Genomic DNA, 23,255 nt, shown 5'->3' with positions numbered 1-23,255 from the left:
AGTAATAAATGAAAGGTGGGGAGAAGAGAGAACTCTCATTATACGGAACCGAAGGGGGTGTACGCGCAGTCGGAAACCCGGTGAGGCGCCATATCCTTCTGCTCCTCAGAGGCGGGGAACTGAGTTTTGAGTCGATTGTCGCCTCGTCGGGGAGGGCGAAATCGACGATATCGGCACATCTCTCAGCGCTTGCAGATGAGGGGATCATCGGTTCGCGTCCGGGTGATGATGACGAGCGGAAGAAGTACTTCTTCCTGCGATCACATTATCTGGGTGAACTCGCACCTGCCGAGCGTATCTCAGACGATCTTGTCACCTATGCGGAAGGATACCGTGAGGGGGCAGCAGATCCCTTCTCCCTTTACAGGTTAATCTACAGGACATTCCGGGTCTCTCTCCTCTCCGAAGGCATCTCAATTGATCCCCTCCTCAGAGAGGCCGGGGAGACAGTCGGCCGGGCGGTCTATCCTGCAGTTGCGGCAGATACGCTTCCTGAATTTGCCGAAAATCTCGCTTCATTCTTTGAGCGCCACCATCTTGGGCGTATCGATGATGTCGGGATTAATCCGATCACCTTCTCCGTCTATGACTGCTTTGAATGTGTGGAGCTCCCGATCCTCGGGAAACCGGCCTGTTCGTTTGAGGCCGGCTTCGTCTCGACCCTCTTCTCATTTCACCTCAGCCAGTCGGTCGACGCGGTCGAGGTTGAATGCTATGCGGCAGGCGATCCCCGGTGTCGTTTTGAGATTCGGGGTATTACGGCGGAGAAGAACCTTTATCGTGATCTTTAACCTCTGAATCAGGTATGAAGTGGAATAGAACACTCATCATCCTTCTGCTCGCCGCACTGGTACTGTTTGCCGGATGTGTCGGTGACGAGCCCGAGGTGGTGCCGCCGGAGACGCCACACACCCCTGGAACGCTCGTCATCTTTGATCAGTCAAATGACGGAGAGACGTACACCGTCCCTGTCGGAGCCGAGATACGGCTTCGCCTCCCAGAGAACCCGACGACCGGATACCTCTGGACACTTGCTACCCCTGATGGGATCACTGTGACCGGGGATGACTTCACGGCCCCGGAGACGGATCTTGTTGGCGCTGCCGGCATCCGCACCTGGGAGATGATCGCAGGAATCCCCGGCACCTTCACCATTGAAGGAGCGTATATGCGACCATGGGAGACGGATGCCGAGCCCGCCGAGACCTTCTCGCTGACGCTCGTCGTCGAGTGAACCGGGTTCAGATTCCTTTTACTCTTTTTTAAAGGGGAGGCATCTGCCGTCCCGCATCGTGATGCCATCGAGGATCCGCTCTTCCCCGTCACCCTCACGGACGATGGCAATGACATCAACATACTCCTTCAGGGGCCCGATAGCCACCTTTCTCCCGAGGACCTCCTGTACCTGAAAGATCCCGGCCGAGTTTGACATTATGATACGTATCTCCACAGGCCGTTCGCATCCCGGGCGGATCTCAACCGCCTCTATCGAGAGCGCCGAGACGGTATGGATGGTGATGTTCCCCGCATCAAAGGCCATCCTCCCCCTCCCCTTCGTCATATCCGAGGAGTCTCCGATGCAGACGATAGCGGCCTCCCTGGTCAGCGCAGGGGGTTCTGCATGATGAGTATAGATCGCTGAGAGGATGAAGGAGAGGATCTCCGCCCTTCTGCCCGCATCCGGATAGATCTCAGGGAGGAGACGGTTGAGGACCGGCAGCGCAACCGGGACGGAGATCTCCTGGTGTGCCTCACGATGGACCGCATTGCCAAAATCATGGCAGAGCATTGCAGAGAGGACGACGACAGCCGCATCATCGGGATCTCCCGCTCCCGACTCGACGACATCGGGCTGAACCCCTGCATCGATGAGGAGGCTGAGGATCGTGAGCGCCGATGCGGTCGCAATCTTAGCATGGACCTCCCCATGATCATTCATCCCGAGCCGCCGGACGGTGAAGAAGTTCGCCATCCTCCAGTAGGCGGCGACCTCCTCATCGCTGGTGAGGAGATCCCAGATCCTTCCCGCCTTCGGATAGGGCGCAAGGATCATCTCCACCGTCCGGACGGCATCGGCCTCCATATCGGCATATGATGCCGGCATCTCCATCCGGAGGCTTCTGATCGCCTCCGGAGTCTCCGGATTCTTCTCACTATCCATGGTAGGAGATAATGGCTTTCCAGAGTATACCATTTTTCCGGGTATGGAAAGGTACATCAACCTTAGGCATCCATCAATCAGACTATGAGTCAGCAGGAACGCCTGACCAGATCAGCGACAAACAAACTCCTTGGCGGGGTCTGTGGCGGCATTGCAGAGTATTTCGGATGGGATCCATCCCTTGTCCGGCTGGGATGGGTAATAGGAACCCTCTTCACCAGCGGGGGAGGGCTCATCGTCTATATCCTCGCGTTATTCATCATGCCCTCCGGGGATGACCCGAAAGAGACAGGGGTCTATTCCGGGGAGTAGGGATGATAAGGTCGAGGGGAGCAGGAATACACCCCTCACTGCTCCATCATCTCTTTTGCCCGCCGGATCTCCTCCCGCAGTTCTATTGCATGCTCAAAGTCGAGTGATTCGGCGGCGGCACGCATCTCTGCTTCAAGCTGGATGATGACGTTTGGAAGCTCAGCCTTCGGTAGGTGAGCCAGATCATCGAGATCGACCTCCTTCTCCCGGATCGGCTTTCGGATCGTCGCAGGGATGATCCCATGCTCATCATTGAAAGCGATCTGGATCCTTCGTCTCCTCTCGGTCTCGGCGACGGCCCGCCGGATTGAGTCGGTCATCCGGTCGGCATAGAGGACGACATGTGAGTTGACGTTCCGTGCCGCTCGCCCAATCGTCTGGATAAGGCTCTTTTCATTCCTGAGGAACCCTTCCTTATCGGCATCAAGTATCCCGACGAACCCGACCTCAGGAATATCAAGCCCTTCACGAAGCAGATTGATCCCCACAAGGACATCAAAAGTCCCGAGCCGGAGCTGCCGGATGATCTCGGTCCGTTCGAGCGTCTGTATCTCGGAGTGGAGGTACCGGGTTTTGATCCCCTGTTCTACAAAATAGTCGGTCAGCTCTTCGGCGAGCCGCTTGGTGAGGGTGGTGACGAGGCACCGGTCACCCTGATCAATGGTTTTTCGAATCTCGGCAAGGAGATCCTGTGTCTGCCCTTCAATCGGCCGGATCTCCACAACCGGATCGACGAGGCCCGTCGGCCGGATGATCTGCTCGACAACCTGATCGGCATGCTCCCCCTCATACCCGCCGGGGGTCGCCGAGACGAAGATGACCTTCTTCATATATGCCTCGAACTCATGGAACTTCAGGGGCCGGTTGTCAAAGGCGCTTGGCAACCGGAATCCGTACTCCACGAGACTCTTCTTCCGTGAGTAGTCGCCATTATACATCCCCCTGACCTGGGGGAGGGTCTGGTGGCTCTCATCGATGATCATCAGGAAGTCATCCCCGAAGTAATCAAGGAGACAGTACGGCTGTTCACCCGCATTTCGCCCATCAAAGTGGCGGGAGTAGTTCTCGATCCCTTTGCAGCTCCCGGTCTCCTCGATCATCTCGATATCAAAGAGGGTACGCTGCCGCAGCCGGTGCGCCTCGATCATCCCAAGGGTCGGGAGGACCTCTTCAAGCTCCGCCCTGATCGATGTGATTGCCCGTTTCTTCTCCTCTTCAGGGATGACGAAGTGACGGGCGGGATAGACATGGAAGTACTCCATCGTCTTGAGCCTTCTGCCTCCGGTCTTCTCAATCTCCGATATCCGGTCTATCTCATCCCCGAAGAGCTCGATCCTGATGATATCATTGTAGTACCCCGGGATGATCTCGATGGTGTCGCCCCGGACACGGAATCTCCCGGGTGCAAGTTCTGTATCATTGCGTTCAAACTGGATCTCAACAAGCCGGCCGATGAGATCACTCCTCGCGATCCGCTCCCCGCACCGGAGCTCAAAGCCGAGGTTTCCGAAATGCTCGGGATTTCCAAGACCATAGATGCAGGAGACGGACGAGACAATGATGGTATCAGGCCGGGAGAGGAGTGAGGCGGTTGCCGAGAGGCGCATCTGCTCGATCTTTGCATTGATATCCGCATCTTTTTCAATATACTGATCCTTCTGCGGCAGATAGCTCTCAGGCTGATAATAATCATAATACGAGACGAAGTACTCCACCCGGTTCTCAGGGAAGAAATCCTGAAACTCATTGTATAACTGGGCAGCGAGGGTTTTGTTATGGGCAAGGACGAGGGTCGGCTTCTGGATACGGTTGATCACATTAGCGATGGTGAAGGTCTTTCCGGAGCCGGTGACCCCAAGGAGGGTCTGCTTCGTCATCCCTGATTCAAAGCCTTCCGTCAGCCCACGGATCGCAGCGGGTTGGGAGCCGCGTGGGGAGAAGTCTGCCCGGAGTGTGAACCTCATGGTATAATCTTCTTCTTTCGCTTCAGCCTGTTATAGGTGATGGCGAAACGGTGTGCCTCATCCCGGATCTCCTGAAGGAGGAGGGATGCGGGATCATCGTGCGGTACCGGGATCGGATAGGGAATATTTGGAAGATAGATCTCCTCCTCCCGCTTGGCAAGGGCCGCTACCGGGATGGTAAGGTCAAGCTTGCGCAATGCTGCATATGCCGCCGCAAGCTGTGCCTTCCCCCCATCAACGAGGATGAGATCGGGAAGATCACGCTCCTCATCAATGAGCCGCCTGTACCGCCGGGAGACGATCTCCCGGATCGCAGCGGGGTCATCGATCCCCATAACCGTCTTGATCGAGTACCGCCGGTACTGCCTCTTATCAGGCCGGCCGTTCGTAAACCGCACCATCGACCCGACGGTGGCGGTTCCTGCAAGATGGGAGATGTCGAAACATTCGATGATGGCGGGGGGTTTCGGTAGTTTCAGGGCTTTTTTAAGGGCATGTACCCGCTCTTCCCCGGCAAACCAGGTGAGATCGACATTTTTTGCAGCTATCTCAAGGAGATCCCGTTTCTGCCCCTGCTTCGGAACCGTCACAGCGACGCTCTTTCCTCGGAGGCGTGCCAGGTACCCGCTGATGGCGTCATCGACGGCAGCCGGGATGATCACCTCCTCCGGAACCTCATGGTCACTGTAGTACTGGACGATGAATTCGGAGAGGAAATCGGGGGATTCCGGGAACCGGAACTCCTCCTTATCTACAAGAGTCCCGTTTCTCTGGTGGAAGAGGAGGAGGAAGACCTCACCCCCGCTTATCCGGTAGTTGATGAGATCCCCTTCATGCTCCCGTTTCGGTCTCATCATCCGGCGCCCTGAGAGATGGGTCAGTGCAGTGATCGTCTCCCGGAGCCTGATTGCACCCTCAAAGTCACAGGCAACGGATCGCTCCTTCATCTCCTCCTCAAGCCGGGTGATCAGCCCCTTCACCCTCCCCTTCAGGACCTCGACCGCCTGGTCAACCCTCTCTCCATATGCCTCTTCGGTGATCGCGCCGATGCATGGTGCCGGGCATGTCCCGATATGGTACCGGAGACAGGCACGCTTCGGGAGACGCCGGCAGGATCTGAGCCCGAAGATCTTCTTTGCCGCGGCAAGGAGGCGATCCCGTTCCCTTCCGGAGACGAAAGGGCCGAAGTAGGTCCCTTTCGCCCCGGTCTTTCGTGCGATCCCGATCCTCGGGAAGGGATCATCGGAGAGGTGGATGAAGGCGTAGCTCTTTGCATCCTTGAGATCGATGTTGTACTTCGGCTGGTGCTGCTTGATGAGGGTATTTTCGAGGATGAGCGCCTCGGTCTCATCCCTGGTTGCGATGAAATCGACCGAGGCGATAGATTCGACGAGGACGGCGGTCTTGGGATCGAGGTCCCGCTTCTGGAAATAACTCTGCACCCTCTTCCTGAGGTTCTTCGCCTTGCCGATATAGATGACCGAACCCCCGTCATCTGAGAAGAGGTAGGATCCGGGCTCTTCCGGGATATGCGAGTAGTCGATCATCGTCCAAGGAGTGGCCGGAGGAACCGGCCTGTGTGGCTTTCGGGTACGTTCACAATCTCTTCCGGCCTTCCTTCAGCGATGATCTCACCGCCTGCATCCCCGCCTTCAGGACCGAGATCGATGATATAATCCGCAGATTTGATGACATCGAGGTTATGCTCGATGACGACGACGGTGTTCCCTTTTCCGACGAGATCATCGAGGACCGCGATCAGCTTGCGGACATCATGGAAATGTAGGCCGGTTGTGGGCTCATCAAGGAGATAGAGGGTCCGGCCCGTCGACCGCTTCGCCAGTTCGCGGGTGATCTTGATCCGTTGCGCCTCACCTCCGGAGAGCGTGGTTGCACTCTGCCCAAGCGTAATGTATCCAAGTCCCACCCGGCAGAGGGTCTCAAGTTTCTGCCGGATTGAAGGGACATTCTCAAAGAGCTCCCGCGCCTCCTCGACACTCATAGCAAGGACATCGGCGATCGTCTTCCCACGATACCGGACCTCAAGGGTCTCCCGGTTGTACCGGGCACCTTTGCACTCCTCACACTCAACAAAGACATCGGGGAGGAAGTGCATCTCGATCTTGATGGTCCCGTCACCCTGGCATGCCTCGCACCTGCCGCCCCTGACGTTAAAGGAGAACCTGCCGGGTGCGTACCCCCGCACCTTCGCCTCCTTCGTCTCAGCGAAGATCTTTCTGATCTCATCAAAGACCTTCGTATAGGTCGCCGGGTTTGACCGGGGCGTCCGCCCGATGGGGCTCTGGTCGATGACGATCACCTTGTCGATATCCCGATCCGTGGTGAGAGTATCGTATGCTCCGGTACTCTGCCGCTGCCGATAGACCCGGTTCATCAATGCAGGGTAGAGGGTCTCATAGATGAGAGTGGATTTGCCTGAGCCGGAGACCCCGGTGACGACGGTGAAGAGGCCAAACGGGATCCTGACATCGATGCCCTTCAGATTATGTTCACGGCACCCGGTGATGGTGATGCATGCCTCCTGCTTCCTCCTCTCCTTGGGAACCGGGATATGCAGGGTGCCGGAGAGGTACTGGCCGGTGAGCGAATCGGGATCGGCTGCGATCTCAGCAGGTGTTCCGGTAGCTACGATCCCGCCCCCATGGATCCCTGCCCCCGGCCCCATATCAACGACATAATCCGCCTGACGGATGGTATCCTCATCGTGTTCGACGACGATGAGAGTGTTTCCGAGATCGCGGAGGTGCTGCAGGGTCTCGATGAGCCGGTGATTATCCCGCTGATGGAGGCCGATGGATGGCTCGTCAAGGACATAGAGGACACCCATCAGGTTTGATCCGATCTGTGTGGCGAGCCTGATCCGCTGGGCCTCCCCACCGGAGAGGCTGCCGGCATTTCGTGAGAGGGTGAGATATCCAAGGCCGACACGATGGAGGAAGAGGAGGCGGGATCGGATCTCCTTGACGACCTGCCGCGCGATATCCTCCTCCCTACTGGTCAGGGAGAGTGTTTCAAAGAAGGAAAGGGCATCGGCTACCGAGAGATCGGTGAGATCCGCGATGGAGTGATCACCGATTGTGACGGCAAGAACCTCCCTCTTCAGCCGTGCTCCATTACAGGCAGAACAGGGGGTGGTACGCATAAACTTCTCAAGCTCCTCTCTCCGGAACTCGGATTTTGTATCCCGGTACAGCCGTTCCGCCTGGGGGATGAGCCCCTCCCAGACCCCTTTATGCGACCACTCCGCATCCCCTTTCTTCATCTTCATCGAGAATTTGATCTCGCTGTCGGATCCGTACATCAGGGTATGGAACTGCTTTTCGGTCAGGTTCTCTATCGGGGTGAAGATGTCATATCCCCCGTCTTTGGCAACCGAGGCCAGATACTGCATCCGGTACCCGTCAAGAAAGTTCCTGTAGAGTGCAACAGCACCGTCAGCGATGCTCTTCGTCCGATCAGGGATGATCAGATCGGGATCGAACCGCATCCGGACACCAAGACCGCTGCAGGTTTCACAAGCACCAAACGGGCTGTTGAAGGAGAAGAACCTGGGCTGAAGCTCCTCGAAAGAGAAGCCACAGACCGGGCATGCAAGCTCGGAGGAGAAGGTCTCCTCATGGCCGTCCTCGAAGATGACGATGACGAGGCCGCCGGATCGCTTCACAGCCACCTCGCACGCCTCGGCAAGGCGGGAGCGCTCAGCAGGGTCGAGCCGGTCGATGACGATCTCGATATCATGCTTCACATACCGTTCAAGCGGTATCTCCTCATCGGTCCGGTGGATGGTGCCATCAACCCGGACACGTGAGAAGCCTTCTGCATCGAGATCCTTAAAGAGCTGGCCATACGTCCCTTTCTTCTGCCTGATGACCGGGGCGAGGATGGTCACCATCCCTGAGGCTTTCCCGATCTCATCGGCTATCTGCTGAGGGGATCGCGACTCGATCCTGACACCGTGATCCGGGCAGAAAGGAACGCCGATCCGGGCATAGAGAAGGCGGAGATAGTCATAAATTTCGGTGACGGTTCCGACGGTACTGCGTGGATTCTTCGATGTCGTCTTCTGCTCAATCGATATGGCCGGGGAGAGGCCTTCGATGGCATCGACATCCGGCTTGTTCATCAGGCCAAGGAACTGCCGGGCGTACGCTGAGAGCGACTCGACATACCGCCGCTGGCCTTCCGCATAGATTGTATCAAACGCAAGCGTGGACTTCCCTGATCCCGAGACGCCGGTGAGGACAATGAGGCGATCCCGGGGGAGGGTGAGGTCGATATTCTTCAGGTTATGTTCACGTGCACCCCGGATGATCAGATCTTTCATCAATGGAATACAGGTGGATCATAGGGGGTATTAGGTATAGAGATCGTGTCAATCGTCAGATACGTATGTAGTGTAAGGGGAGGGGGGTACCCTCTTCTTACCTGATTGGCGATAGTCAGAAGGAGCAGAGGGATAGCCCTCTGTGGGATTGACAAAAATGAAAAAGAGGTCCTAAAAAAGTCACTTCAGCGGGTTGGAACGAAGGCTTCTGTGCCCACTTTTGCATAGACCCCACAGACAGGGCAGACATACTCCTTTGGTAGATCTTCAAACGCTGTGCCAGCTTTTATCCCGTTCTTCGGCTCACCCCGGGCGGGATCATAGAGATATCCACAGGCGACGCAGCGATAGAGATCTGATTCCATCGCGACAAAGGCACTCTTGCCGATTTTTGCATACACCGCACAGACGGGACAGACATAATCATCAGTCAGATCTTCAAAAGCCGTACCAGGCTGGATTCCGTTCTTGGGTTCACCCCTGGATGGGTAGTAAATATATCCGCATTCAACACACCGGTAGTTCTTCATCTTTGTCATATGTTCACCTTGGATCACTTCGTTGGAGCAAGGGCGGTGCACCTGCCCAACCATAGTTTCATAATTGGTGGTCAGTTATTTATATATAATGTTAATAATAATATTTGATTAATTGAATTGGAAGAACGCAAAAAGTATTATCATCTTATCTCTACCGGTAATGGCGCCGGATAAACTCCCGCACCTTCTCCGACTCGATCCACCCATGATCAAGCTGATCAAGATACCCCCGGATCAGAGCCGCCTGTTCATGGATCTTTCCAAGATACGTCTGATCACAGAATTCTGCATAGCCGATGAGTGCCCCAAGGGGATTTCGGATATGATCTCCAAGGATGGCAAACTGCTCGATATTCTCTTCAATCTGCAGAAGTGCCCTCTTCTGTATATCTTCGCTCCTTCTCCTCTCCGAAATATCCCGTGCAATAGAGAGGATGGCAACCTGATCACCCAGTACTATCCGATGGGCATTGATCTCGACAGGGAACCGCGACCCATTCGATCTGACATGCTCGGTCTCAAACCTGAGATGATCCCTGATGAGGAGCTGTTTCACAATGCCAAGCACCTCACCGACCCTCTCCGGGGGGACGATATCAGCAGGCGAACGTCGAAGGAGTTCCTCACGGCTATATCCAAGGCGCCCATAAGCGATCTCATTCGCCTCGATGAACTCCTCAGGATAGCCCTCCGGGGTCAGCCGGTAGACGACTACAGCATCATTACCGCCATGAAAGAGGAGCCGGTACCTTTCTTCACGCTCCCTGAGCACCCCTTCAGCCCGTTTCCATCGGGTGATCCTCCGGAAGATCCAGATCAGGTGTTCATCTGTGGTCCTCTTCATCGAGAGCTCGACCCATTCCTCCCCGCCATCCGGACGGACGAGATGGATCTCCAGGTTCCTGACTGGACTCCCATTCTGAATCGCCAGGATGATCTTGTCTTTCAGATCATCTCTTTCTGTGGCCAATGGGATGGGCAGAGAGGGGATGAAGGAGGCAAGATCACCGGGTAACTCCCAATCCCCCCGTATGAGTCTCCTGAACGCAGGGTTCGCCGATAGGATCGTGCCGTCCCGTGTTGTGATCAGGATACCATCATCGAGCTGATGAAGATACTGATGTCCGGTCATAATATGGAAGTACATTTCTTTCTGACAATTTATAAATTAAATCCTCAATCGGAAGATTCAAAGGGAGGAGAGATAAGGAGTATCTATGAAAATTCTTGCGATCAACGGAAGCCCGCGTGGAGAGGAGAGTGCAACCCGACGTCTTCTTCAGGGCGCCTGTGAGGGAGTGCTGGCTGAAGGGGCAGAAAAGGTTACGTTTGATATCTGTGACCTTGATATCGGGTACTGCACGGGCTGCGGAAGCTGTTACCGGACAGGCCACTGTTTTCAGAGTGACGACTTTGAGGTACTCTACCACCATCTCCTTACATCAGACGGGGTTATCCTCTCCTCTCCGGTGTATATCAACTCGGTGACCGCCCAGTTGAAGACCTTCTTTGATCGGCTCGCCGATGCGATTCATACCCAGCGGCTCAGCGGAACGTATGGATGTAGTATCTCAACAGCAGGTGGAGCCAATGCCGAGGGAGTTGCAGAGTACCAAAACAGCGTCATCAGAGTGCTTGGCGGGACGACAACCGGCTCGCTCGGGGTGAATATTTGTGGAGATCCGATGGCAGTGGAGCGTGCGATCCCGGATGCAAAGGAGCTCGGATCCGATCTTGTCAGGGCCATCCGAGAGAAGAGGCAGTATCCCGATCAGGAGGAGGAGCACCGGGTGATGCGGGAGAGGATGATCGAACTCGTCTCCTTCAATAAAGATCTCTGGATCTCCGAGTATGAGTACTGGCGGGATCAGGGTGATCTCCCGCGCTCATAAAGCCCGCGTATCCGCCTGATGATGCTCTCCGTATGAGATCCGTTCCAGTAGAGCCGGGAGCACCCCGGGCACCAGAGGAAGGTAAATAGATCAGAGGGTTTTGGGGCATAGGATGCCCCCGCTATCTCATCAGCCGCCGCCTCCCGCAGAAGCGTGTTACAGACCGAGCACCGGATCAGACGGACATCGAGGCTGATGAGCCCTTTCTCATGCAGGAGCCGGATCTGATCAGGGAGATCAATATCCGCAATATAGATCCCCCGCTCGCCGGCACGAGATGCAAGGTCACGATCACGGGTGAGGAGGAGCCGCCCCTCTTCCTCTGCCTTCTTGAGCAGGTGATTGTCCTCCCCCGGATCACCTTCGGGGAGGAGGGCTGCACTCTCGCTGTCATATCCGAGGAACCGGAGGTACCGGGTGAGGGGACCGAGCATCCGGTCAACGAGGAACATCGGTTCATCAGTCATGATCGTATCATCGGTATCTTCCGGTTGCAGGTTGTGCACCGGTCACCTTCAAGGCCGGTAATCTCTATTCTGTATCCCATCCTCCTGATGAGGATATCAGAGCATGACGGACACCGGGTATCCTCATAGGGGGATCCCGGAATGTTACCGAGATACGGATACTCCAGTCCAAGCTCCCGTGCACGATGATATATCTCTTCAAGCCGCTTCACCGGGGTTGCGGCGGGAACACTCATCCGGTACGCCGGGCGATACCGGGTGAAGTGCATCGGCGTCTCGGGCCCAAGGTTCTCGATCACCCACCGGATCATTGCGTCGATCTCCCTGGGATCGTCGTTCTGGCCGGGGATGATCAGTGTCACCGTCTCGATATGCATTCCGAGTTCGTGTGCGCGGGCTGTGGCATCCAGAACCGGCTGGAGATGACCACCGCAGACCGAATGGTAGAACCCGTCATTGAAAGCCTTGAGATCCACCCGGAATGCCGAGAGCATGGGCGAGAGCTCATTGAGCGCCTCCTCGGTGATGTACCCGTTCGTCACATAGATCGTCTTCAGCCCGTTCTTTCGTGCGATGACTCCCATATCGAGGGCATATTCATGCCAGATCGTCGGCTCGTTATAGGTCCAGGTGATACTCGCGGCACCGGAGCCCGTCGCCCGTCGGACCCCTTCCTCCGGAGAGAGGCTCCGAAGGGGGAGATCAGTAATCTTTGCCTGTGATATCTCCCAGTTCTGGCAGTGACGGCACCTGAAATTGCAGCCGATCCCGCCGAGAGAGTAGGTAGTCGTTCCGGGAAGGAAGTGAAAGAGCGGCTTCTTCTCGATGGGATCGAGGGCTTCTGAGGCTATGCGGCCGTATGTCAGTGGTATGAGCCGTCCACCCCGGTTCTCCCTGACCCCGCAGATGCCGCGATGGTCGTCCTGTATCAGGCATCCATGCGGGCAGAGACGGCATCTGACTGCGTCATCCTCCCGATGCCATAATCGTGCCTCTGCCAGAGCTGGCGGATCATCCCCTCTCATCATACATCTCCTTTCGGATACCGGGGCATTATAAGTGATCCATGATGAAATTATTACGGTATAATGAAGAAGGTAGTTATCTCGGTCGGCGGATCGGTTCTTGTTCCCTCACTTGAATCTCATCAGCTCAAAGAATGGGCATCGACGCTCAAGGAACTTGCACAGGACTATCATCTCTTCTGCGTCTGTGGAGGCGGCGGTGAGGCCCGGCGCTATATCTCGGTCTGCCGGGATATCGGCCTTGATGAGGCGACATCAGATGAACTGGGTATCATGGTGACCCGGATAAACGCCTTCCTTCTCATCGCCGCACTCGGCGACAGTGCGTATCCGACGGTCGCCACATCGTACAGGGAGGCGAAGGAGGCCGCACTTCATGGCAGGATCGTCGTGATGGGCGGCATCACACCCGGACAGACGACTGATGCCGTCTCAGCGGTCCTTGCAGAGGAGGTCGCTGCCGATCTCCTCATCAATGCCACAGCAGTCGATGCGATCTATTCGGCAGATCCGAAGAAGGATCCCAATGCTGAGCGATTCTCCCTGATCACCCCGTCTGATCTCATCGGGATCATCATGAAGGAGCGGATGGGGGCCGGATCCAATATGATCGTCGATCTCGTCGCCGCCAAGATCGTTGAGCGGAGTGGAATCCCGTTTGCGGTTATGGATGGGAGGAGGCCGGAGAATATTATTGCCGCGCTCCGGACCGGTGAGTTCCATGGCACACTTGTTGCCGGGCAGTCCGGAGAGGTTCTGCCGCTTTGAGCGGCAGAAAAACCGATAGCTTATTTAAGACTGACTTGCAACTTTATTAGGTCACGGGGTAGTAGGGTAGCCTGGTCCATCCTAGAGCGTTTGGGACGCTTTGACCGCAGTTCGAATCTGCGCTACCCCATTTTGAGATGGATTCGACAACCGCTCTTCTGATATATCATCGACTTTTCGTAATCTATCCCCATACAGAGACACATTTTCTCGGATTCACCAATGCTTTTGAGTGCCTCATCCTGACGATCCTCTCTGCCCAGACGACGGATGCGACCGTGAACCGGATTGCACCCGCACTCTTTGAACGATACCCGACGGCAGAGGATCTGGCAGCCGCTGATACCGCCGAGCTTGAAGAGATCATCAGGCCGACCGGCTTCTACCATGCAAAAGGGAAGAATATCATCGGGGCTGCTGCGGCACTCATCGCACGGTATGACGGTGCGGTCCCGGATCAGATGGAGGAACTCGTCACCCTCCCCGGCGTCGGCCGCAAGACCGCCAATATTGTTCTTCATCATGCATTTGGGATCAATGCCGGTGTCGCCGTCGATACCCATGTCCGCCGCCTTTCACAGCGGATCGGTCTTTCAGAGACTGCTGATCCTGAGAAGATCGAACGGGACCTGATGACCCTCTATCCGCAGGATCTCTGGGGGGAGATCACCTATCTCCTGATCAGGCATGGGAGGGAGGTCTGTTCCGCCAGGAAACCTGCCTGCCCGACCTGCGTGATACAGGATCTCTGTGCCTATATCCGTTCAGAAAAATGAGATGAACATATAGAAGGAGTATGAGACGATGGCCGCTGCCGGGACGGTGATGATCCATGCGGCGACGATCTCCCTGACAACCCCCCATCGCACAGCCGATGCCCCCTGGGTCGCCCCGACACCCATGATGGACCCGGTAATTGCATGTGTTGTGGATACCGGGATGCCCAGGGACGACATTGCAGAGAGGACCAGGCCGCCGGATGTGGAAGCGGAGAATCCCTGATATGGTACGATCTTTGTGATCTTATGTGCCATCTTATCGATGACCCTGACGCCACCAAGGAGTGTTCCAAGTGATATGGCACCGCAGGAGGCGATGATCACCCAGAGCGGAACCTCAAATGTACTGATATAGCCGGCAGAGAGAAGAATGGCGGTGATGATACCCATAGCGTTCTGTGCATCATTGGCACCATGCCCAATGGCATGGAGTGCTGTGGCACCGATCTGAAGTTTCTTGAAGATATAGTTCATCCGTTCCGGTGTACCTGCCCGAGAGAGGAAGCGCATGATCATCCCTGCCATCGTGTATGCAGCGAGAAATCCAAGCACGGGCGAGATGATGATGAAGATTGCCACGGCGAATATCCCGCGTATCTCGATAAGACCCAGAAACATTGAGGCCGGTATTGCAGCAGCAAATCCAATCAGTCCACCCATCACCAGATACATCGGGTTTCGATCACCGATGAGATAGGAGAGAGAGCCAAAAATGATAGCCCCACCTATCACTCCTATCAGACCGTAGCTGATGAAATCTGCGATAACATCACTTGTTGGAAGAATGAGGGCAACAAATCCTCCGGCTCCAATGCCGGCCCCCATGATGCCACCGATGAGCGAGTGGCTTGCTGAGACTGGGATCCCGACATGGGAGCAGAAGTAGAGCCACGAGACCGAACCGACCAGTCCGATCAGGATCAGCGAAGGCGTGAGGATTGAACTGTCAACAATTCCTTCTCCAACAGTTTTGGCAACAGCAGTCGTAAAGAGGAGCGGACCTATCAGAATAAAGACTGCTGCAAGCCCGATGGCTTTAATCGGGGTGAGTACTTTTGTTGCAATGGTGGTTGCAACGATATTTGCCGCATCATTGAGCCCATTGACGAAGTTAAAGAGAAGGGCCAGTGTAATGCCCGCAATGATAAGGATCTCCATACCAGCTCACGAATGACGGATGGCTATATCTGCAAGGACATTCGCCGCATCCTCACACTTATCGGTGGCAAGCTCAAGGTTCTCATAGATATCCTTGAGTTTGAGGATACGGACTGCATCTGTGCCACAGAAGAGATCCTTGATCGCATGGGCGAGGACATCGTCGGCGAGGTTCTCAAGCCGGTTGATCTCAATGCACTTCTGTTCAAGTAGTTTCGGATCCCGTATCCGACGAATCTCCCGCACAGCGACAGCAACCTCCGCGGCAGAGAGATAGATCAGTTTGGCAAACTCCTGCATGTATTCGTCTGTCTCTTCGATTCCGTAATTGAGCATCAGCCGCGCCGTCCCATCAATATAATCGAGAATATCATCAAGCGCGGTTGTCAGTCTGGATATCTCCCCCGGTTCGAGGGGTGTGATGAAGCTCCGGTTCAGTTCGGCATAGGCACGGTGGGCTAATGCGTCCCCCTGGTGCTCGAGATTTTTGATCTCCTTCACCTTCACCTCGACATCGGTATAATCATTGACGAGCTCAACGAGGAGACGCCCAGCCTCGGTTGTTGTATCTGCGAGTTGCTCGAAGATATCAAAAAATATATAGTCGTTTGGAATAATCCAGTCTCGTAAGCCCACAAGACACCACTCTTACAAGGTAATTGAAAGATAAAAAGGTCTTGATTTGTTCATGATTCTTCCCCACCAGAGATATTCGTTTTGTGTGAGAGACATCATGAAAGACCCTTCCATTCACATTCCACGGGACTTTGCCCGGCAGCCGATAAACTCACGGATCATATGTGCTGCAACAGCCGCCGTCTGCCCCTGATCATCGGGGAGGACCTCGACGTAATCGAACCCGACCGCCTGTGGTGCCAGTGCCCTGATGACGGACCGGACATCCCGGGGCGTCATGCCGAAGGGATCAGGCGTTCCAAGACCGGGTGTGAGGCAGGAGTCGATGGCATCCGCATCGATCGAGAGATAGAGGCTCTCTTCACCGATGAGTTCCCTGATCCGTCTGATAATCGAGTCGATCCCCTCGTCATGCACCTGGTCGGCTGTGAAGAGGTGATGGGATCGTGCACGCTGAAACTCCTCGCGTGAGCCGCTCCGCCCGCCGATGATGATAATACCCTGGAGACCCAGCTCCTCGACACGGGCGGTGACGCAGTCATGGTTATAGCGTGACCCCCGGTACTCATCCTGGAAGTCGAGATGGGCATCGCAGACGACATACCATGCCGGCCTTGCCGCGCGAACAGCACCGATTGTGATGGAGTGTTCCCCGCCGAGCATCACCGGGCATTTTCCGTCACCAAGGATCATCGATACAGTGTCCGCGACCTGGCCTGCGACCTCTTCCGGATCACATTCGGGATAGAGATCACCGAGATCGACGAAGGGGATATCGGTCAGCTCAAGATCGTACATCGGCATGTAGGGCTCGAAATTGTACGATAGCGCACGGATCGCATTTGGAGCTGCCCGTGTCCCTGCCTTGAATGATGTCGTTGCATCATACGGAACACCAAAGATGACATACGCTGCCTCGTCGTAGGAGGCTTCGGCATCAGCAAAAAGAGAGTTTGAAAAAGACTGCATATTCAGATGTCTAACTTTCTCTTGCCAAGAGACTCGATGTACGGAATTTCCTTTCCAGGCTCGATATGTGAGAGCTGGGCATCATCAAGGGTCAGTTCGAAGTTTGTGAACTCCTTCATGTCCATGAACTGAACCGTGTTTGCTGCAATAGTGATCACCTGTGCACTCTTCCGCTCGACGATAGGTGCATAAATCTTCTGGGAGACAGGCGAGACGACTGATCGCTTCATGCCGTCAAAGATACCGACAACATCAAGCCGTGCCTTTGCAGATCCATGTTTTCCAGGCTTTGAGATAGAGATGCTCTGAATTTTGCATGGTTCATCATCAACGACAACATACCGACCCTCTCTCAGCTTCCCAACTTCAGTCTGTTCTTTCATAGTAATCTTTCTCGCAGGAGTAATTTATTGAATCAGGAGAACATAAACACACCGCAGGATGATCGAGACTCCCTTTCTCCATGCGTGCCAGCGAATCGGCGGGTTTGTAGCCGATGAAATAGATGATATTGTTGGTACGAAGCGTGGAGGGGCGATAATCCGGATGGGTGCGGACCAGACCCCGACTGAGCTGATCGATCTGATCGCCGAAGAATCAGTCATCAGCAGATTGCGCGAAGCCGGGATCTGTTCAGAGGTGATCAGTGAAGAGTCCGGCCGAATTCCCCTGACTGGTGCAAAGGGCACGATCTATCTCGATCCCATCGATGGCACCTATAATGCCGTTGCCGGCATCCCTTTCTACGCACTATCACTTGCCTATGCTGAGGATGGAATCATCACCGAAGGGTTTGTCAAGGATCTCGCTTCAGGTGAGGAGTTCTATGCCGCCCTGGGTGGAGGTGCATACCGGAATGGGACACCGATTACAGTCTCAGGCATCTCACAGCTCGAGGAGAGCGCGATGAGCCTGTACGGCAGGAAGTTCGATCCCGAACGCGCAATGCAGCTTGGCAGGAAGATACGGCGATGGCGGCTCCTCGGGGCATCGGCACTTGAACTCTGTTACGTCGCCTGCGGCCGGATCGATGGGTTTGTCGATCTTCGAAATACGCTTCGGAATATCGATGCCGTCGCCGGAATGCTCATCTGCAGTGAGGCAGGAGGGATCGTCTCCGGTCTGGATGGAACCCCGGTCAGCTTTCCTGAGGATGTCTCGGTCGGGAGATGTCTGATTGCGACGAATGCGGTGATTCACCGGAAAGTGATCGAGTACCTGAGGTGACTGATGCGGTATATTATTGCCCCCCGGATTGACCGGGATGATACCCTTGCATATGCAAAACATCTTGGTGAGGAGCTGATCAGGGCAGGTCATACCGTCTTCTTTGAGGAGGGATCTGCTGCAATCTTCGGATCGGCCGGTGTCTCGATCAGTGATGCGAAGGATATTGCTGACCTGATCGTTGCGGTCGGCGGTGATGGAACCGTCCTTCGTACGGTAGCACAGATGAAGAGGCAGATCCCGATCATCGGGGTAAACCGGGGGGAGGTCGGGTTCCTGGCCGATCTCGAACCGGAGAATGCACTTGCCTTCCTCAAAGACCTGAGGCCAGACTTTCCCGTAGAGGAGAGGATGCGTCTCTCCCTCCAGATCGATGGCAAAGAGATGGGGGAGGCGCTCAATGAGGCGCTCATCGTCACCACCCGCCCTGCGAAGATGCTCCGCTTCTCTATCGTCATCGACGGCATCGTGGCAGAGACATTCCGTGCGGACGGAATGATCATCGGAACCCCGACCGGCTCGACGGCATATGCGATGAGTGCCGGCGGGCCGATTGTCGATCCCGGAATAGAGGGCGTCCTGATCGTTCCCCTGGCCCCCTATATGCTCTCATCCCGCCCCCATCTCATCTCAACCGGGAGGGATTTTGAGATCCGGCTCGACAGCGACAAGCCCGCCCATCTTGTCATCGATGGTGTAGAGATCTGTTCACTCGGACTCTACGCCTCCATCACCGTCCGGAGTGCGGAGGAGCCGGCCCTCTTCATCAGTTCGGGACGGAACTTCTTTGAGAAGGTTGATCAGAAGCTGCGGCGTCTCTGATGATCAGTTTTATCATTGTATCGATGAATCTCTATCATCTATGGATGAGATGAGAACGGATCTGAATTATGCTGAGATAGCAGCTGTTTTGAAGAGAGAGCTGGGGATGGAGGGATCCCCGGTTGCCATTAAGCTCGCCGGATCGAAGGAGCAGATTCCTCCGGGAATCGAAGAGATCGGTGATGAAACCAAGCACTGTATGATGGTCACCATGGCCAGGAAGGAGGGGAGATGCTTCTATGCAACCGCTGAAAAACATCAGTGTATGGGTGGTGCCTGGGCGCTTGGCCTTCGTGAACGGACGCCATCGCTTCGATCAGGCGAATTTTACTTCAGGCTTGGCAAGTACGAGAGCTGGGCCGCCTGTCGCCGCACCATCGACCGCATTCCGCACCTCCCCTCCGGGGAGACATGGGCGACACTCTATTCCCCGCTTGAAACAACCCCCTTCTCCCCGCATGTCGTCCTGATCGTGGCAGAGCCCAGAGCGATGCTGAAAGCCGCCCAGAGTCTCCTGTACCGGATGGGCGGGCGGTTGTATCCGGAGATGTCAGGGATTCAGTCGGTCTGCTCTGACGCGACCGCAACCGTCTATCTCAGCGGGGAGCCGAATATCTCACTAGGATGCGATGGATCAAGGAAGTTTTCAGGAATTGATGACAGCGAGATGGTGATGGGCATTCCGGGTGAGCTGCTTGCCGAGATCGCAGCAGCACTGCCGATTGTTACCGGGGCAGCCGGATCGAAGAAATAACTCTTTTTTTGATCTCCGAATCATTATATCACCTGCAGACGAGTACGTACACATAGGTGTGATAACGTGCGGGTCTCGATGAAACTTGAGCTGAAGGATACACCGGGGCAGCTCCTCGGCGCATTAAAGCCGATCTCTGATATCGGGGGGAACATCATCACGATCATCCATCAGCGGGATGGGACCTCGGCTGAGAATACGCTCATCGTTGATATCACCATCGAGCTTCCGGAGCATAAGCTCGAATCCTTAATTGCCACACTTCAGGAACGCGGTTGTGGCGTCGTCCGTATCGGAAAGGAGAGGCTCCACCAGAAGCGATCCCTGATCATGATCGGACACCTGATGCATACCGATCTGACTGATACTGTTGATCATATCGACAAAACCGGATTTGCGGAGGTCTCTGAACTCCATATGGTGATGCCGGCGATCAATGAACCGTCCACGGCAAAGATCACCATACGGGCAGAGTCTCCCGAGGATATGCGCCGTGCCATCTCGATCCTGCATGAGGTCACCGCAAGAAAAGAGATTCTGGTCCTTGAGCCTCTGGAGGGTATGGAATGAGGGTTGCTATCATAGGATTCGGGGCAGTCGGTCAGGGGGTTGCCGGGGTGCTTGCCGATCCATCCCATGGGTTCACCCTGACAGCGGTTGCGGACTCGCGATCTGCGATCATCAATGGAGAGGGGCTCAACCCCGAAGAGATCCTGGCTAAGAAGAGGGAGACCGGCATCTGTGGTATCAAAGGGAAGAGCGCCGCGGATATCCTTGCATCCGGTGCATTTGATATTCTTGTCGAGGCCTCACCGACGAATGCCAATGGCGGAGAGCCGGCAACATCGCTCATCAGATCCGTTCTCTTCTCCGGCAGGCATGTCGTCACCTCCAATAAAGGGCCGATCGCCGCTGCGTATCATGAGCTCAAAGCGATTGCCGATGAACAGAGGGTTGGTCTTGGATACGAGGCGACGGTCGCCGGAGCGGTTCCGGTGATCAACGGGATTCGCAATGGTCTTGCCGGAAACACTATCCGGTCGCTCTATGGGATCTTAAACGGCACCTGCAACTACATCCTGACCCGGATGCGCGACGAAGGGCTCACCTATCAGCAGGCACTTCAGGAGGCCCGGGATCTCGGGTATGCAGAGGCGGATCCGACCTATGATGTCAAAGGAATCGATGCAGCCATCAAACTGGTCATCCTGGCAAATACCCTCCTTGGGATGAAGGTCACCCTCTCTGATGTCGATATCTCGGGTATCGATCTCGTCACTGTTGAGGCCCTCAATCTTGCCGAGGATGAGGGATCGACGGTCCGGCTCATCGGTGAGATCATCCCGGAACGAAAGATCATCCGGGTCTCACCCCGTGTCCTTGCCCTCGACCACCCCCTTGTGGTGGATGGAACGCTCAATGCAATACAGGTCTGCACAGATATGGCAGGGCACGTGACCTTCATCGGCAGGGGAGCAGGGGCCCAGCCGACCGCAAGTGCGATCCTCGCCGATCTCATCGCAATCAGGAATTATTATGGCGGGCGTTCTTGAGAAGAGAAATAAAATCCTCTCATTCATGCGCCGGCTCACCCTGGACAGGGGATCCTTTACCATCGCAGAAATTGCGCAGCAGATCGATATCCCCCGAAGTACTGCACAGGACTGGATTAACCGGCTCATCGAGGATGAGTGCATCATCATCTCCTCGCCGGGCAAGGGGAGGGAACCCACACGGTATATCGCTCGTACTGCCCTCCCCCAGACGATCTGTAAACGGATCTTCTCGACCTGCGACGGCGACCTCGTCGAGATCTATCATGAATGTATGAGCAGCGGATGCGCCGCCTTCTGTAAACACCATCATGGGCGTGCCGGTGGTGTCCTGACCGATGTAAGGCGGGACGGGACGCTCCTGCGTGAGATGGGGCATATCGGATCTGTCGATGCAGAGGTCGGGATCACGCCCCTTCCTGCAGTCGGTGTCGTCGCAATCCGACGGGAGGGTGATCAGATCATTCAGACGATCCGATCCTTCGGCGGGCCGGCTTACTCCCTCACCGAGATGATGTCACGTGCTGAGGGGGTGCTCTCTGTGGAGACACGCCGCAACGGAACCATCGTTGAGGGAGATGTCCACACTAAGGCACTGCAGCGGATTCTCATCGGGATCGATGATACCGACTCCAGGGGGGATGGTGCAACATTTGCCCTTGCTTATGCCCTTCTCCAGCGGCTCGGAAGGTGCGAGGGGGTGATGCCGATCTCCCATAAGGTTGCGATGCTCTATCCGGGAATCGATGAAAAGACTGCCGGAAACTCGTGCAGCCTCATCGAGCTGGCAGCAGAGGAGGGTGCGATCCCCGGGATCGTGAAGCAGGCGATTGCATTCGTCGCCGGGGAGTCTGCTTCAGCCGAGTGGGGGATTGCCATCAGGAGAGGGCTGGCCCCGCATGAAGGGCTGCGTGGGTTTGGTGAGCGTGTGCGGCGGGAGCCGGTACCTGTCGGGGATGCAGAATCCCTGGCAATGGAGGCCGGTATCCAGCTCATCGGGGGACGCGGGGTGATCGGGGCGCTTGCTGCAGTCTCGCTCCAGGGATGCGCCGATGAGATCCTCTTAAACCCGGATCACCCGTTCAGTCCGTAATTCCAGTCCCGCTCCATGGCATCATTGAGCATCGAGACGATTGCTCCGACAAGGACCTCTTTCATCTTCATTCCTTTCTCCCGGCTCCCCTTCGTCGGGTCCCCTGTTGCCCCGCAGTCGGTCAGTTCTGAGAAGCACCACTTCAGTTCCCCAAACGCCGGGAGATCCGGAACCCTGCCCTCTGCATGTTCCGGCTGGCAGAGCTCCTCGAAGAGGGCAAGGCCGATGGACATCTCGCCTTCGCCACCATGACCGAGGCCTCCCCAGACCTCGAAGAAGCCGTCAGGGAGAAGGGGGGCAAGACTCTCCCACCATGCACCGAGTGCGATGATCCGCATCTCCGGGTGCCTGACCTTGACGGTCCGTGCCGCCACCTCAATCGGTGCGATGTTGCCGTCATGGCCATTGAGGATGAAGACCCTCCTGATCCCTTCCCGATGTAGCGACTCAAGAATATCGGTGATGATCGTGATCTCAGTCTGAAAGCTCAGGGAGATGGTGAACGGAAACTCCCGGTAATGCTCTGAGACACCATAGGGGACGACCGGGAGGACGGCGGCACCGGGGATCTCTGCTGCAACCGCATCTGCGAGGGCGGCCGCAGTGAGGGCATCGGTTCCGAAGGGGAGATGGCCGCCATGGCTCTCGAGTGAGCCGAGCGGGAGGATCACCATCCGGAAAGGGTCGGCGGTATAGTCGGCTGCAGTCAGATGCTGGATGAGACGGGGATTCTTCTCCATAGATTCTGAAAGGATGCTCTCGTTGATCAATGTATTGAAATGTTCTTAAAA

The 23,255-nt window shown here is 55.7% G+C and carries 25 protein-coding genes and 1 tRNA gene; 13 read left to right on the top strand and 13 right to left on the bottom strand.

Going from position 1 to position 23,255, the window contains the following annotated elements; translation table 11 throughout:
* The first annotated feature begins 8 nt into the window (after positions 1 to 8).
* Entirely contained in the window at positions 9 to 791 is a 783-nt protein-coding gene (gene msvR, locus J2T58_RS08730) for a transcriptional factor MsvR (protein ID WP_253488919.1), read from the top strand.
* A gap of 14 nt (positions 792 to 805) precedes the next feature.
* Positions 806 to 1,234 carry a protease inhibitor I42 family protein gene (locus tag J2T58_RS08725; protein WP_253488917.1) on the top strand — a complete coding sequence of 143 codons (429 nt, stop codon included), beginning with the start codon at positions 806 to 808 and terminating at the stop codon, positions 1,232 to 1,234.
* A gap of 18 nt (positions 1,235 to 1,252) precedes the next feature.
* Here the strand turns inward: J2T58_RS08725 and J2T58_RS08720 are convergent, their stop codons facing one another.
* Entirely contained in the window at positions 1,253 to 2,161 is a 909-nt protein-coding gene (locus J2T58_RS08720; RefSeq protein WP_253488915.1) for a hypothetical protein, read from the bottom strand.
* A gap of 84 nt (positions 2,162 to 2,245) precedes the next feature.
* On the opposite strand from J2T58_RS08720, the gene J2T58_RS08715 reads away from it, so the two are divergent.
* Positions 2,246 to 2,473, top strand: a complete 228-nt coding sequence (locus J2T58_RS08715; protein ID WP_253488913.1) for a PspC domain-containing protein — start codon at positions 2,246 to 2,248, stop codon at positions 2,471 to 2,473.
* Between the two features lie 35 nt (positions 2,474 to 2,508).
* Here J2T58_RS08715 and uvrB read toward each other — a convergent pair whose 3' ends face one another.
* The 5 genes from uvrB to J2T58_RS08685 form a co-directional block, all read right to left on the bottom strand.
* Entirely contained in the window at positions 2,509 to 4,437 is a 1,929-nt protein-coding gene (gene uvrB, locus J2T58_RS08710) for an excinuclease ABC subunit UvrB (RefSeq protein WP_253488911.1), read from the bottom strand.
* Positions 4,434 to 5,984, bottom strand: coding sequence for an excinuclease ABC subunit UvrC (gene uvrC, locus J2T58_RS08705; protein ID WP_253488909.1), 1,551 nt, complete (start codon positions 5,982 to 5,984; stop codon positions 4,434 to 4,436). The genes uvrB and uvrC overlap by 4 nt, the downstream gene beginning before the upstream one ends.
* Positions 5,981 to 8,782, bottom strand: coding sequence for an excinuclease ABC subunit UvrA (gene uvrA / locus J2T58_RS08700; protein WP_253488907.1), 2,802 nt, complete (start codon positions 8,780 to 8,782; stop codon positions 5,981 to 5,983). Before uvrA ends, uvrC begins: the two co-directional genes overlap by 4 nt.
* 185 nt (positions 8,783 to 8,967) lie before the next feature.
* Positions 8,968 to 9,321 (bottom strand): rubredoxin, encoded by a 354-nt coding sequence (locus tag J2T58_RS11135; protein WP_301287523.1) that lies wholly within the window; start codon positions 9,319 to 9,321, stop codon positions 8,968 to 8,970.
* A 151-nt stretch (positions 9,322 to 9,472) separates the two neighbouring features.
* On the bottom strand, positions 9,473 to 10,453 hold the full coding sequence (locus tag J2T58_RS08685; RefSeq protein ID WP_253488905.1) for a PAS domain S-box protein: 981 nt from the start codon (positions 10,451 to 10,453) through the stop codon (positions 9,473 to 9,475).
* Positions 10,454 to 10,538: 85 nt separating this feature from the next.
* Between J2T58_RS08685 and J2T58_RS08680 the strand changes: the two genes are divergently transcribed.
* Positions 10,539 to 11,213, top strand: coding sequence for a flavodoxin family protein (locus J2T58_RS08680; protein ID WP_253488902.1), 675 nt, complete (start codon positions 10,539 to 10,541; stop codon positions 11,211 to 11,213).
* Here J2T58_RS08680 and J2T58_RS08675 read toward each other — a convergent pair.
* Together J2T58_RS08675 and amrS are read right to left on the bottom strand one after the other, a co-directional pair.
* Positions 11,189 to 11,680 carry a Mut7-C RNAse domain-containing protein gene (locus tag J2T58_RS08675; protein ID WP_253488899.1) on the bottom strand — a complete coding sequence of 164 codons (492 nt, stop codon included), beginning with the start codon at positions 11,678 to 11,680 and terminating at the stop codon, positions 11,189 to 11,191. The two genes, J2T58_RS08680 and J2T58_RS08675, sit on opposite strands and share 25 nt — an antisense overlap.
* Positions 11,677 to 12,708 (bottom strand): AmmeMemoRadiSam system radical SAM enzyme, encoded by a 1,032-nt coding sequence (gene amrS, locus J2T58_RS08670; RefSeq protein WP_253488897.1) that lies wholly within the window; start codon positions 12,706 to 12,708, stop codon positions 11,677 to 11,679. Before amrS ends, J2T58_RS08675 begins: the two co-directional genes overlap by 4 nt.
* 60 nt (positions 12,709 to 12,768) lie before the next feature.
* On the opposite strand from amrS, the gene pyrH reads away from it, so the two are divergent.
* The 3 genes from pyrH to nth all read left to right on the top strand — a co-directional run bounded on the left by pyrH (position 12,769) and on the right by nth (position 14,249).
* Positions 12,769 to 13,473, top strand: a complete 705-nt coding sequence (gene pyrH / locus J2T58_RS08665; protein ID WP_253488895.1) for a UMP kinase — start codon at positions 12,769 to 12,771, stop codon at positions 13,471 to 13,473.
* 55 nt (positions 13,474 to 13,528) lie between these two features.
* A tRNA-Pro gene (locus J2T58_RS08660) sits at positions 13,529 to 13,603 on the top strand.
* 7 nt (positions 13,604 to 13,610) lie between these two features.
* Positions 13,611 to 14,249, top strand: coding sequence for an endonuclease III (nth, locus tag J2T58_RS08655; protein WP_253488893.1), 639 nt, complete (start codon positions 13,611 to 13,613; stop codon positions 14,247 to 14,249).
* On the opposite strand, the gene J2T58_RS08650 is transcribed toward nth, so the two are convergent.
* The 4 genes from J2T58_RS08650 to J2T58_RS08635 form a co-directional block, all read right to left on the bottom strand.
* On the bottom strand, positions 14,238 to 15,410 hold the full coding sequence (locus J2T58_RS08650) for an inorganic phosphate transporter (RefSeq protein ID WP_253488891.1): 1,173 nt from the start codon (positions 15,408 to 15,410) through the stop codon (positions 14,238 to 14,240). The genes nth and J2T58_RS08650 overlap by 12 nt on opposite strands.
* Positions 15,411 to 15,416: 6 nt before the next feature.
* Positions 15,417 to 16,046 (bottom strand): DUF47 domain-containing protein, encoded by a 630-nt coding sequence (locus J2T58_RS08645; protein WP_253488889.1) that lies wholly within the window; start codon positions 16,044 to 16,046, stop codon positions 15,417 to 15,419.
* A gap of 114 nt (positions 16,047 to 16,160) precedes the next feature.
* The gene (gene speB, locus J2T58_RS08640; protein WP_253488887.1) at positions 16,161 to 17,015 is read right to left on the bottom strand and encodes an agmatinase; all 855 of its coding nucleotides are present in this window, start codon (positions 17,013 to 17,015) and stop codon (positions 16,161 to 16,163) included.
* Positions 17,016 to 17,017: 2 nt separating this feature from the next.
* The gene (locus J2T58_RS08635; RefSeq protein WP_253488884.1) at positions 17,018 to 17,398 is read right to left on the bottom strand and encodes a translation initiation factor IF-5A; all 381 of its coding nucleotides are present in this window, start codon (positions 17,396 to 17,398) and stop codon (positions 17,018 to 17,020) included.
* 58 nt (positions 17,399 to 17,456) lie between these two features.
* Between J2T58_RS08635 and J2T58_RS08630 the strand changes: the two genes are divergently transcribed.
* The 6 genes from J2T58_RS08630 to J2T58_RS08605 all read left to right on the top strand — a co-directional run bounded on the left by J2T58_RS08630 (position 17,457) and on the right by J2T58_RS08605 (position 22,464).
* On the top strand, positions 17,457 to 18,242 hold the full coding sequence (locus J2T58_RS08630; RefSeq protein ID WP_253488881.1) for a bifunctional fructose-bisphosphatase/inositol-phosphate phosphatase: 786 nt from the start codon (positions 17,457 to 17,459) through the stop codon (positions 18,240 to 18,242).
* Between the two features lie 3 nt (positions 18,243 to 18,245).
* The gene (locus J2T58_RS08625) at positions 18,246 to 19,064 is read left to right on the top strand and encodes an NAD(+)/NADH kinase (RefSeq protein ID WP_253488878.1); all 819 of its coding nucleotides are present in this window, start codon (positions 18,246 to 18,248) and stop codon (positions 19,062 to 19,064) included.
* A gap of 40 nt (positions 19,065 to 19,104) precedes the next feature.
* On the top strand, positions 19,105 to 19,818 hold the full coding sequence (locus J2T58_RS08620) for a DUF169 domain-containing protein (protein ID WP_253488875.1): 714 nt from the start codon (positions 19,105 to 19,107) through the stop codon (positions 19,816 to 19,818).
* A gap of 78 nt (positions 19,819 to 19,896) precedes the next feature.
* Entirely contained in the window at positions 19,897 to 20,388 is a 492-nt protein-coding gene (locus J2T58_RS08615; RefSeq protein WP_253488873.1) for an amino acid-binding protein, read from the top strand.
* Positions 20,385 to 21,371: a homoserine dehydrogenase gene (locus J2T58_RS08610; protein ID WP_253488870.1), complete on the top strand. Its 987-nt coding sequence runs from the start codon at positions 20,385 to 20,387 to the stop codon at positions 21,369 to 21,371. The genes J2T58_RS08615 and J2T58_RS08610 overlap by 4 nt, the downstream gene beginning before the upstream one ends.
* Entirely contained in the window at positions 21,355 to 22,464 is a 1,110-nt protein-coding gene (locus J2T58_RS08605; RefSeq protein WP_253488867.1) for a sugar-specific transcriptional regulator TrmB, read from the top strand. Before J2T58_RS08610 ends, J2T58_RS08605 begins: the two co-directional genes overlap by 17 nt.
* Here the strand turns inward: J2T58_RS08605 and J2T58_RS08600 are convergent.
* Positions 22,446 to 23,204: a creatininase family protein gene (locus tag J2T58_RS08600; protein WP_253488864.1), complete on the bottom strand. Its 759-nt coding sequence runs from the start codon at positions 23,202 to 23,204 to the stop codon at positions 22,446 to 22,448. The two genes, J2T58_RS08605 and J2T58_RS08600, sit on opposite strands and share 19 nt — an antisense overlap.
* Positions 23,205 to 23,255 lie beyond the last annotated feature (51 nt).

This window comes from Methanocalculus alkaliphilus, from assembly GCF_024170505.1.
Classification (GTDB): domain Archaea; phylum Halobacteriota; class Methanomicrobia; order Methanomicrobiales; family Methanocorpusculaceae; genus Methanocalculus; species Methanocalculus alkaliphilus.
The sequence above is the reverse complement of the archived record's forward strand: the minus strand, read 5'-3'. Positions and strand labels throughout refer to the sequence as shown.

Coding starts and splice junctions, on each gene's coding strand:
- msvR (WP_253488919.1), top strand. CDS start 9: ATGAAAGGTGGGGAGAAGAGAGAACTCTCATTATACGGAACCGAAGGG.
- J2T58_RS08725 (WP_253488917.1), top strand. CDS start 806: ATGAAGTGGAATAGAACACTCATCATCCTTCTGCTCGCCGCACTGGTA.
- J2T58_RS08720 (WP_253488915.1), bottom strand. CDS start 2,161: ATGGATAGTGAGAAGAATCCGGAGACTCCGGAGGCGATCAGAAGCCTC.
- J2T58_RS08715 (WP_253488913.1), top strand. CDS start 2,246: ATGAGTCAGCAGGAACGCCTGACCAGATCAGCGACAAACAAACTCCTT.
- uvrB (WP_253488911.1), bottom strand. CDS start 4,437: ATGAGGTTCACACTCCGGGCAGACTTCTCCCCACGCGGCTCCCAACCC.
- uvrC (WP_253488909.1), bottom strand. CDS start 5,984: ATGATCGACTACTCGCATATCCCGGAAGAGCCCGGATCCTACCTCTTC.
- uvrA (WP_253488907.1), bottom strand. CDS start 8,782: ATGAAAGATCTGATCATCCGGGGTGCACGTGAACATAACCTGAAGAAT.
- J2T58_RS11135 (WP_301287523.1), bottom strand. CDS start 9,321: ATGACAAAGATGAAGAACTACCGGTGTGTTGAATGCGGATATATTTAC.
- J2T58_RS08685 (WP_253488905.1), bottom strand. CDS start 10,453: ATGACCGGACATCAGTATCTTCATCAGCTCGATGATGGTATCCTGATC.
- J2T58_RS08680 (WP_253488902.1), top strand. CDS start 10,539: ATGAAAATTCTTGCGATCAACGGAAGCCCGCGTGGAGAGGAGAGTGCA.
- J2T58_RS08675 (WP_253488899.1), bottom strand. CDS start 11,680: ATGACTGATGAACCGATGTTCCTCGTTGACCGGATGCTCGGTCCCCTC.
- amrS (WP_253488897.1), bottom strand. CDS start 12,708: ATGATGAGAGGGGATGATCCGCCAGCTCTGGCAGAGGCACGATTATGG.
- pyrH (WP_253488895.1), top strand. CDS start 12,769: ATGAAGAAGGTAGTTATCTCGGTCGGCGGATCGGTTCTTGTTCCCTCA.
- nth (WP_253488893.1), top strand. CDS start 13,611: ATGGATTCGACAACCGCTCTTCTGATATATCATCGACTTTTCGTAATC.
- J2T58_RS08650 (WP_253488891.1), bottom strand. CDS start 15,410: ATGGAGATCCTTATCATTGCGGGCATTACACTGGCCCTTCTCTTTAAC.
- speB (WP_253488887.1), bottom strand. CDS start 17,015: ATGCAGTCTTTTTCAAACTCTCTTTTTGCTGATGCCGAAGCCTCCTAC.
- J2T58_RS08635 (WP_253488884.1), bottom strand. CDS start 17,398: ATGAAAGAACAGACTGAAGTTGGGAAGCTGAGAGAGGGTCGGTATGTT.
- J2T58_RS08630 (WP_253488881.1), top strand. CDS start 17,457: ATGATCGAGACTCCCTTTCTCCATGCGTGCCAGCGAATCGGCGGGTTT.
- J2T58_RS08625 (WP_253488878.1), top strand. CDS start 18,246: ATGCGGTATATTATTGCCCCCCGGATTGACCGGGATGATACCCTTGCA.
- J2T58_RS08620 (WP_253488875.1), top strand. CDS start 19,105: ATGGATGAGATGAGAACGGATCTGAATTATGCTGAGATAGCAGCTGTT.
- J2T58_RS08615 (WP_253488873.1), top strand. CDS start 19,897: ATGAAACTTGAGCTGAAGGATACACCGGGGCAGCTCCTCGGCGCATTA.
- J2T58_RS08610 (WP_253488870.1), top strand. CDS start 20,385: ATGAGGGTTGCTATCATAGGATTCGGGGCAGTCGGTCAGGGGGTTGCC.
- J2T58_RS08605 (WP_253488867.1), top strand. CDS start 21,355: ATGGCGGGCGTTCTTGAGAAGAGAAATAAAATCCTCTCATTCATGCGC.
- J2T58_RS08600 (WP_253488864.1), bottom strand. CDS start 23,204: ATGGAGAAGAATCCCCGTCTCATCCAGCATCTGACTGCAGCCGACTAT.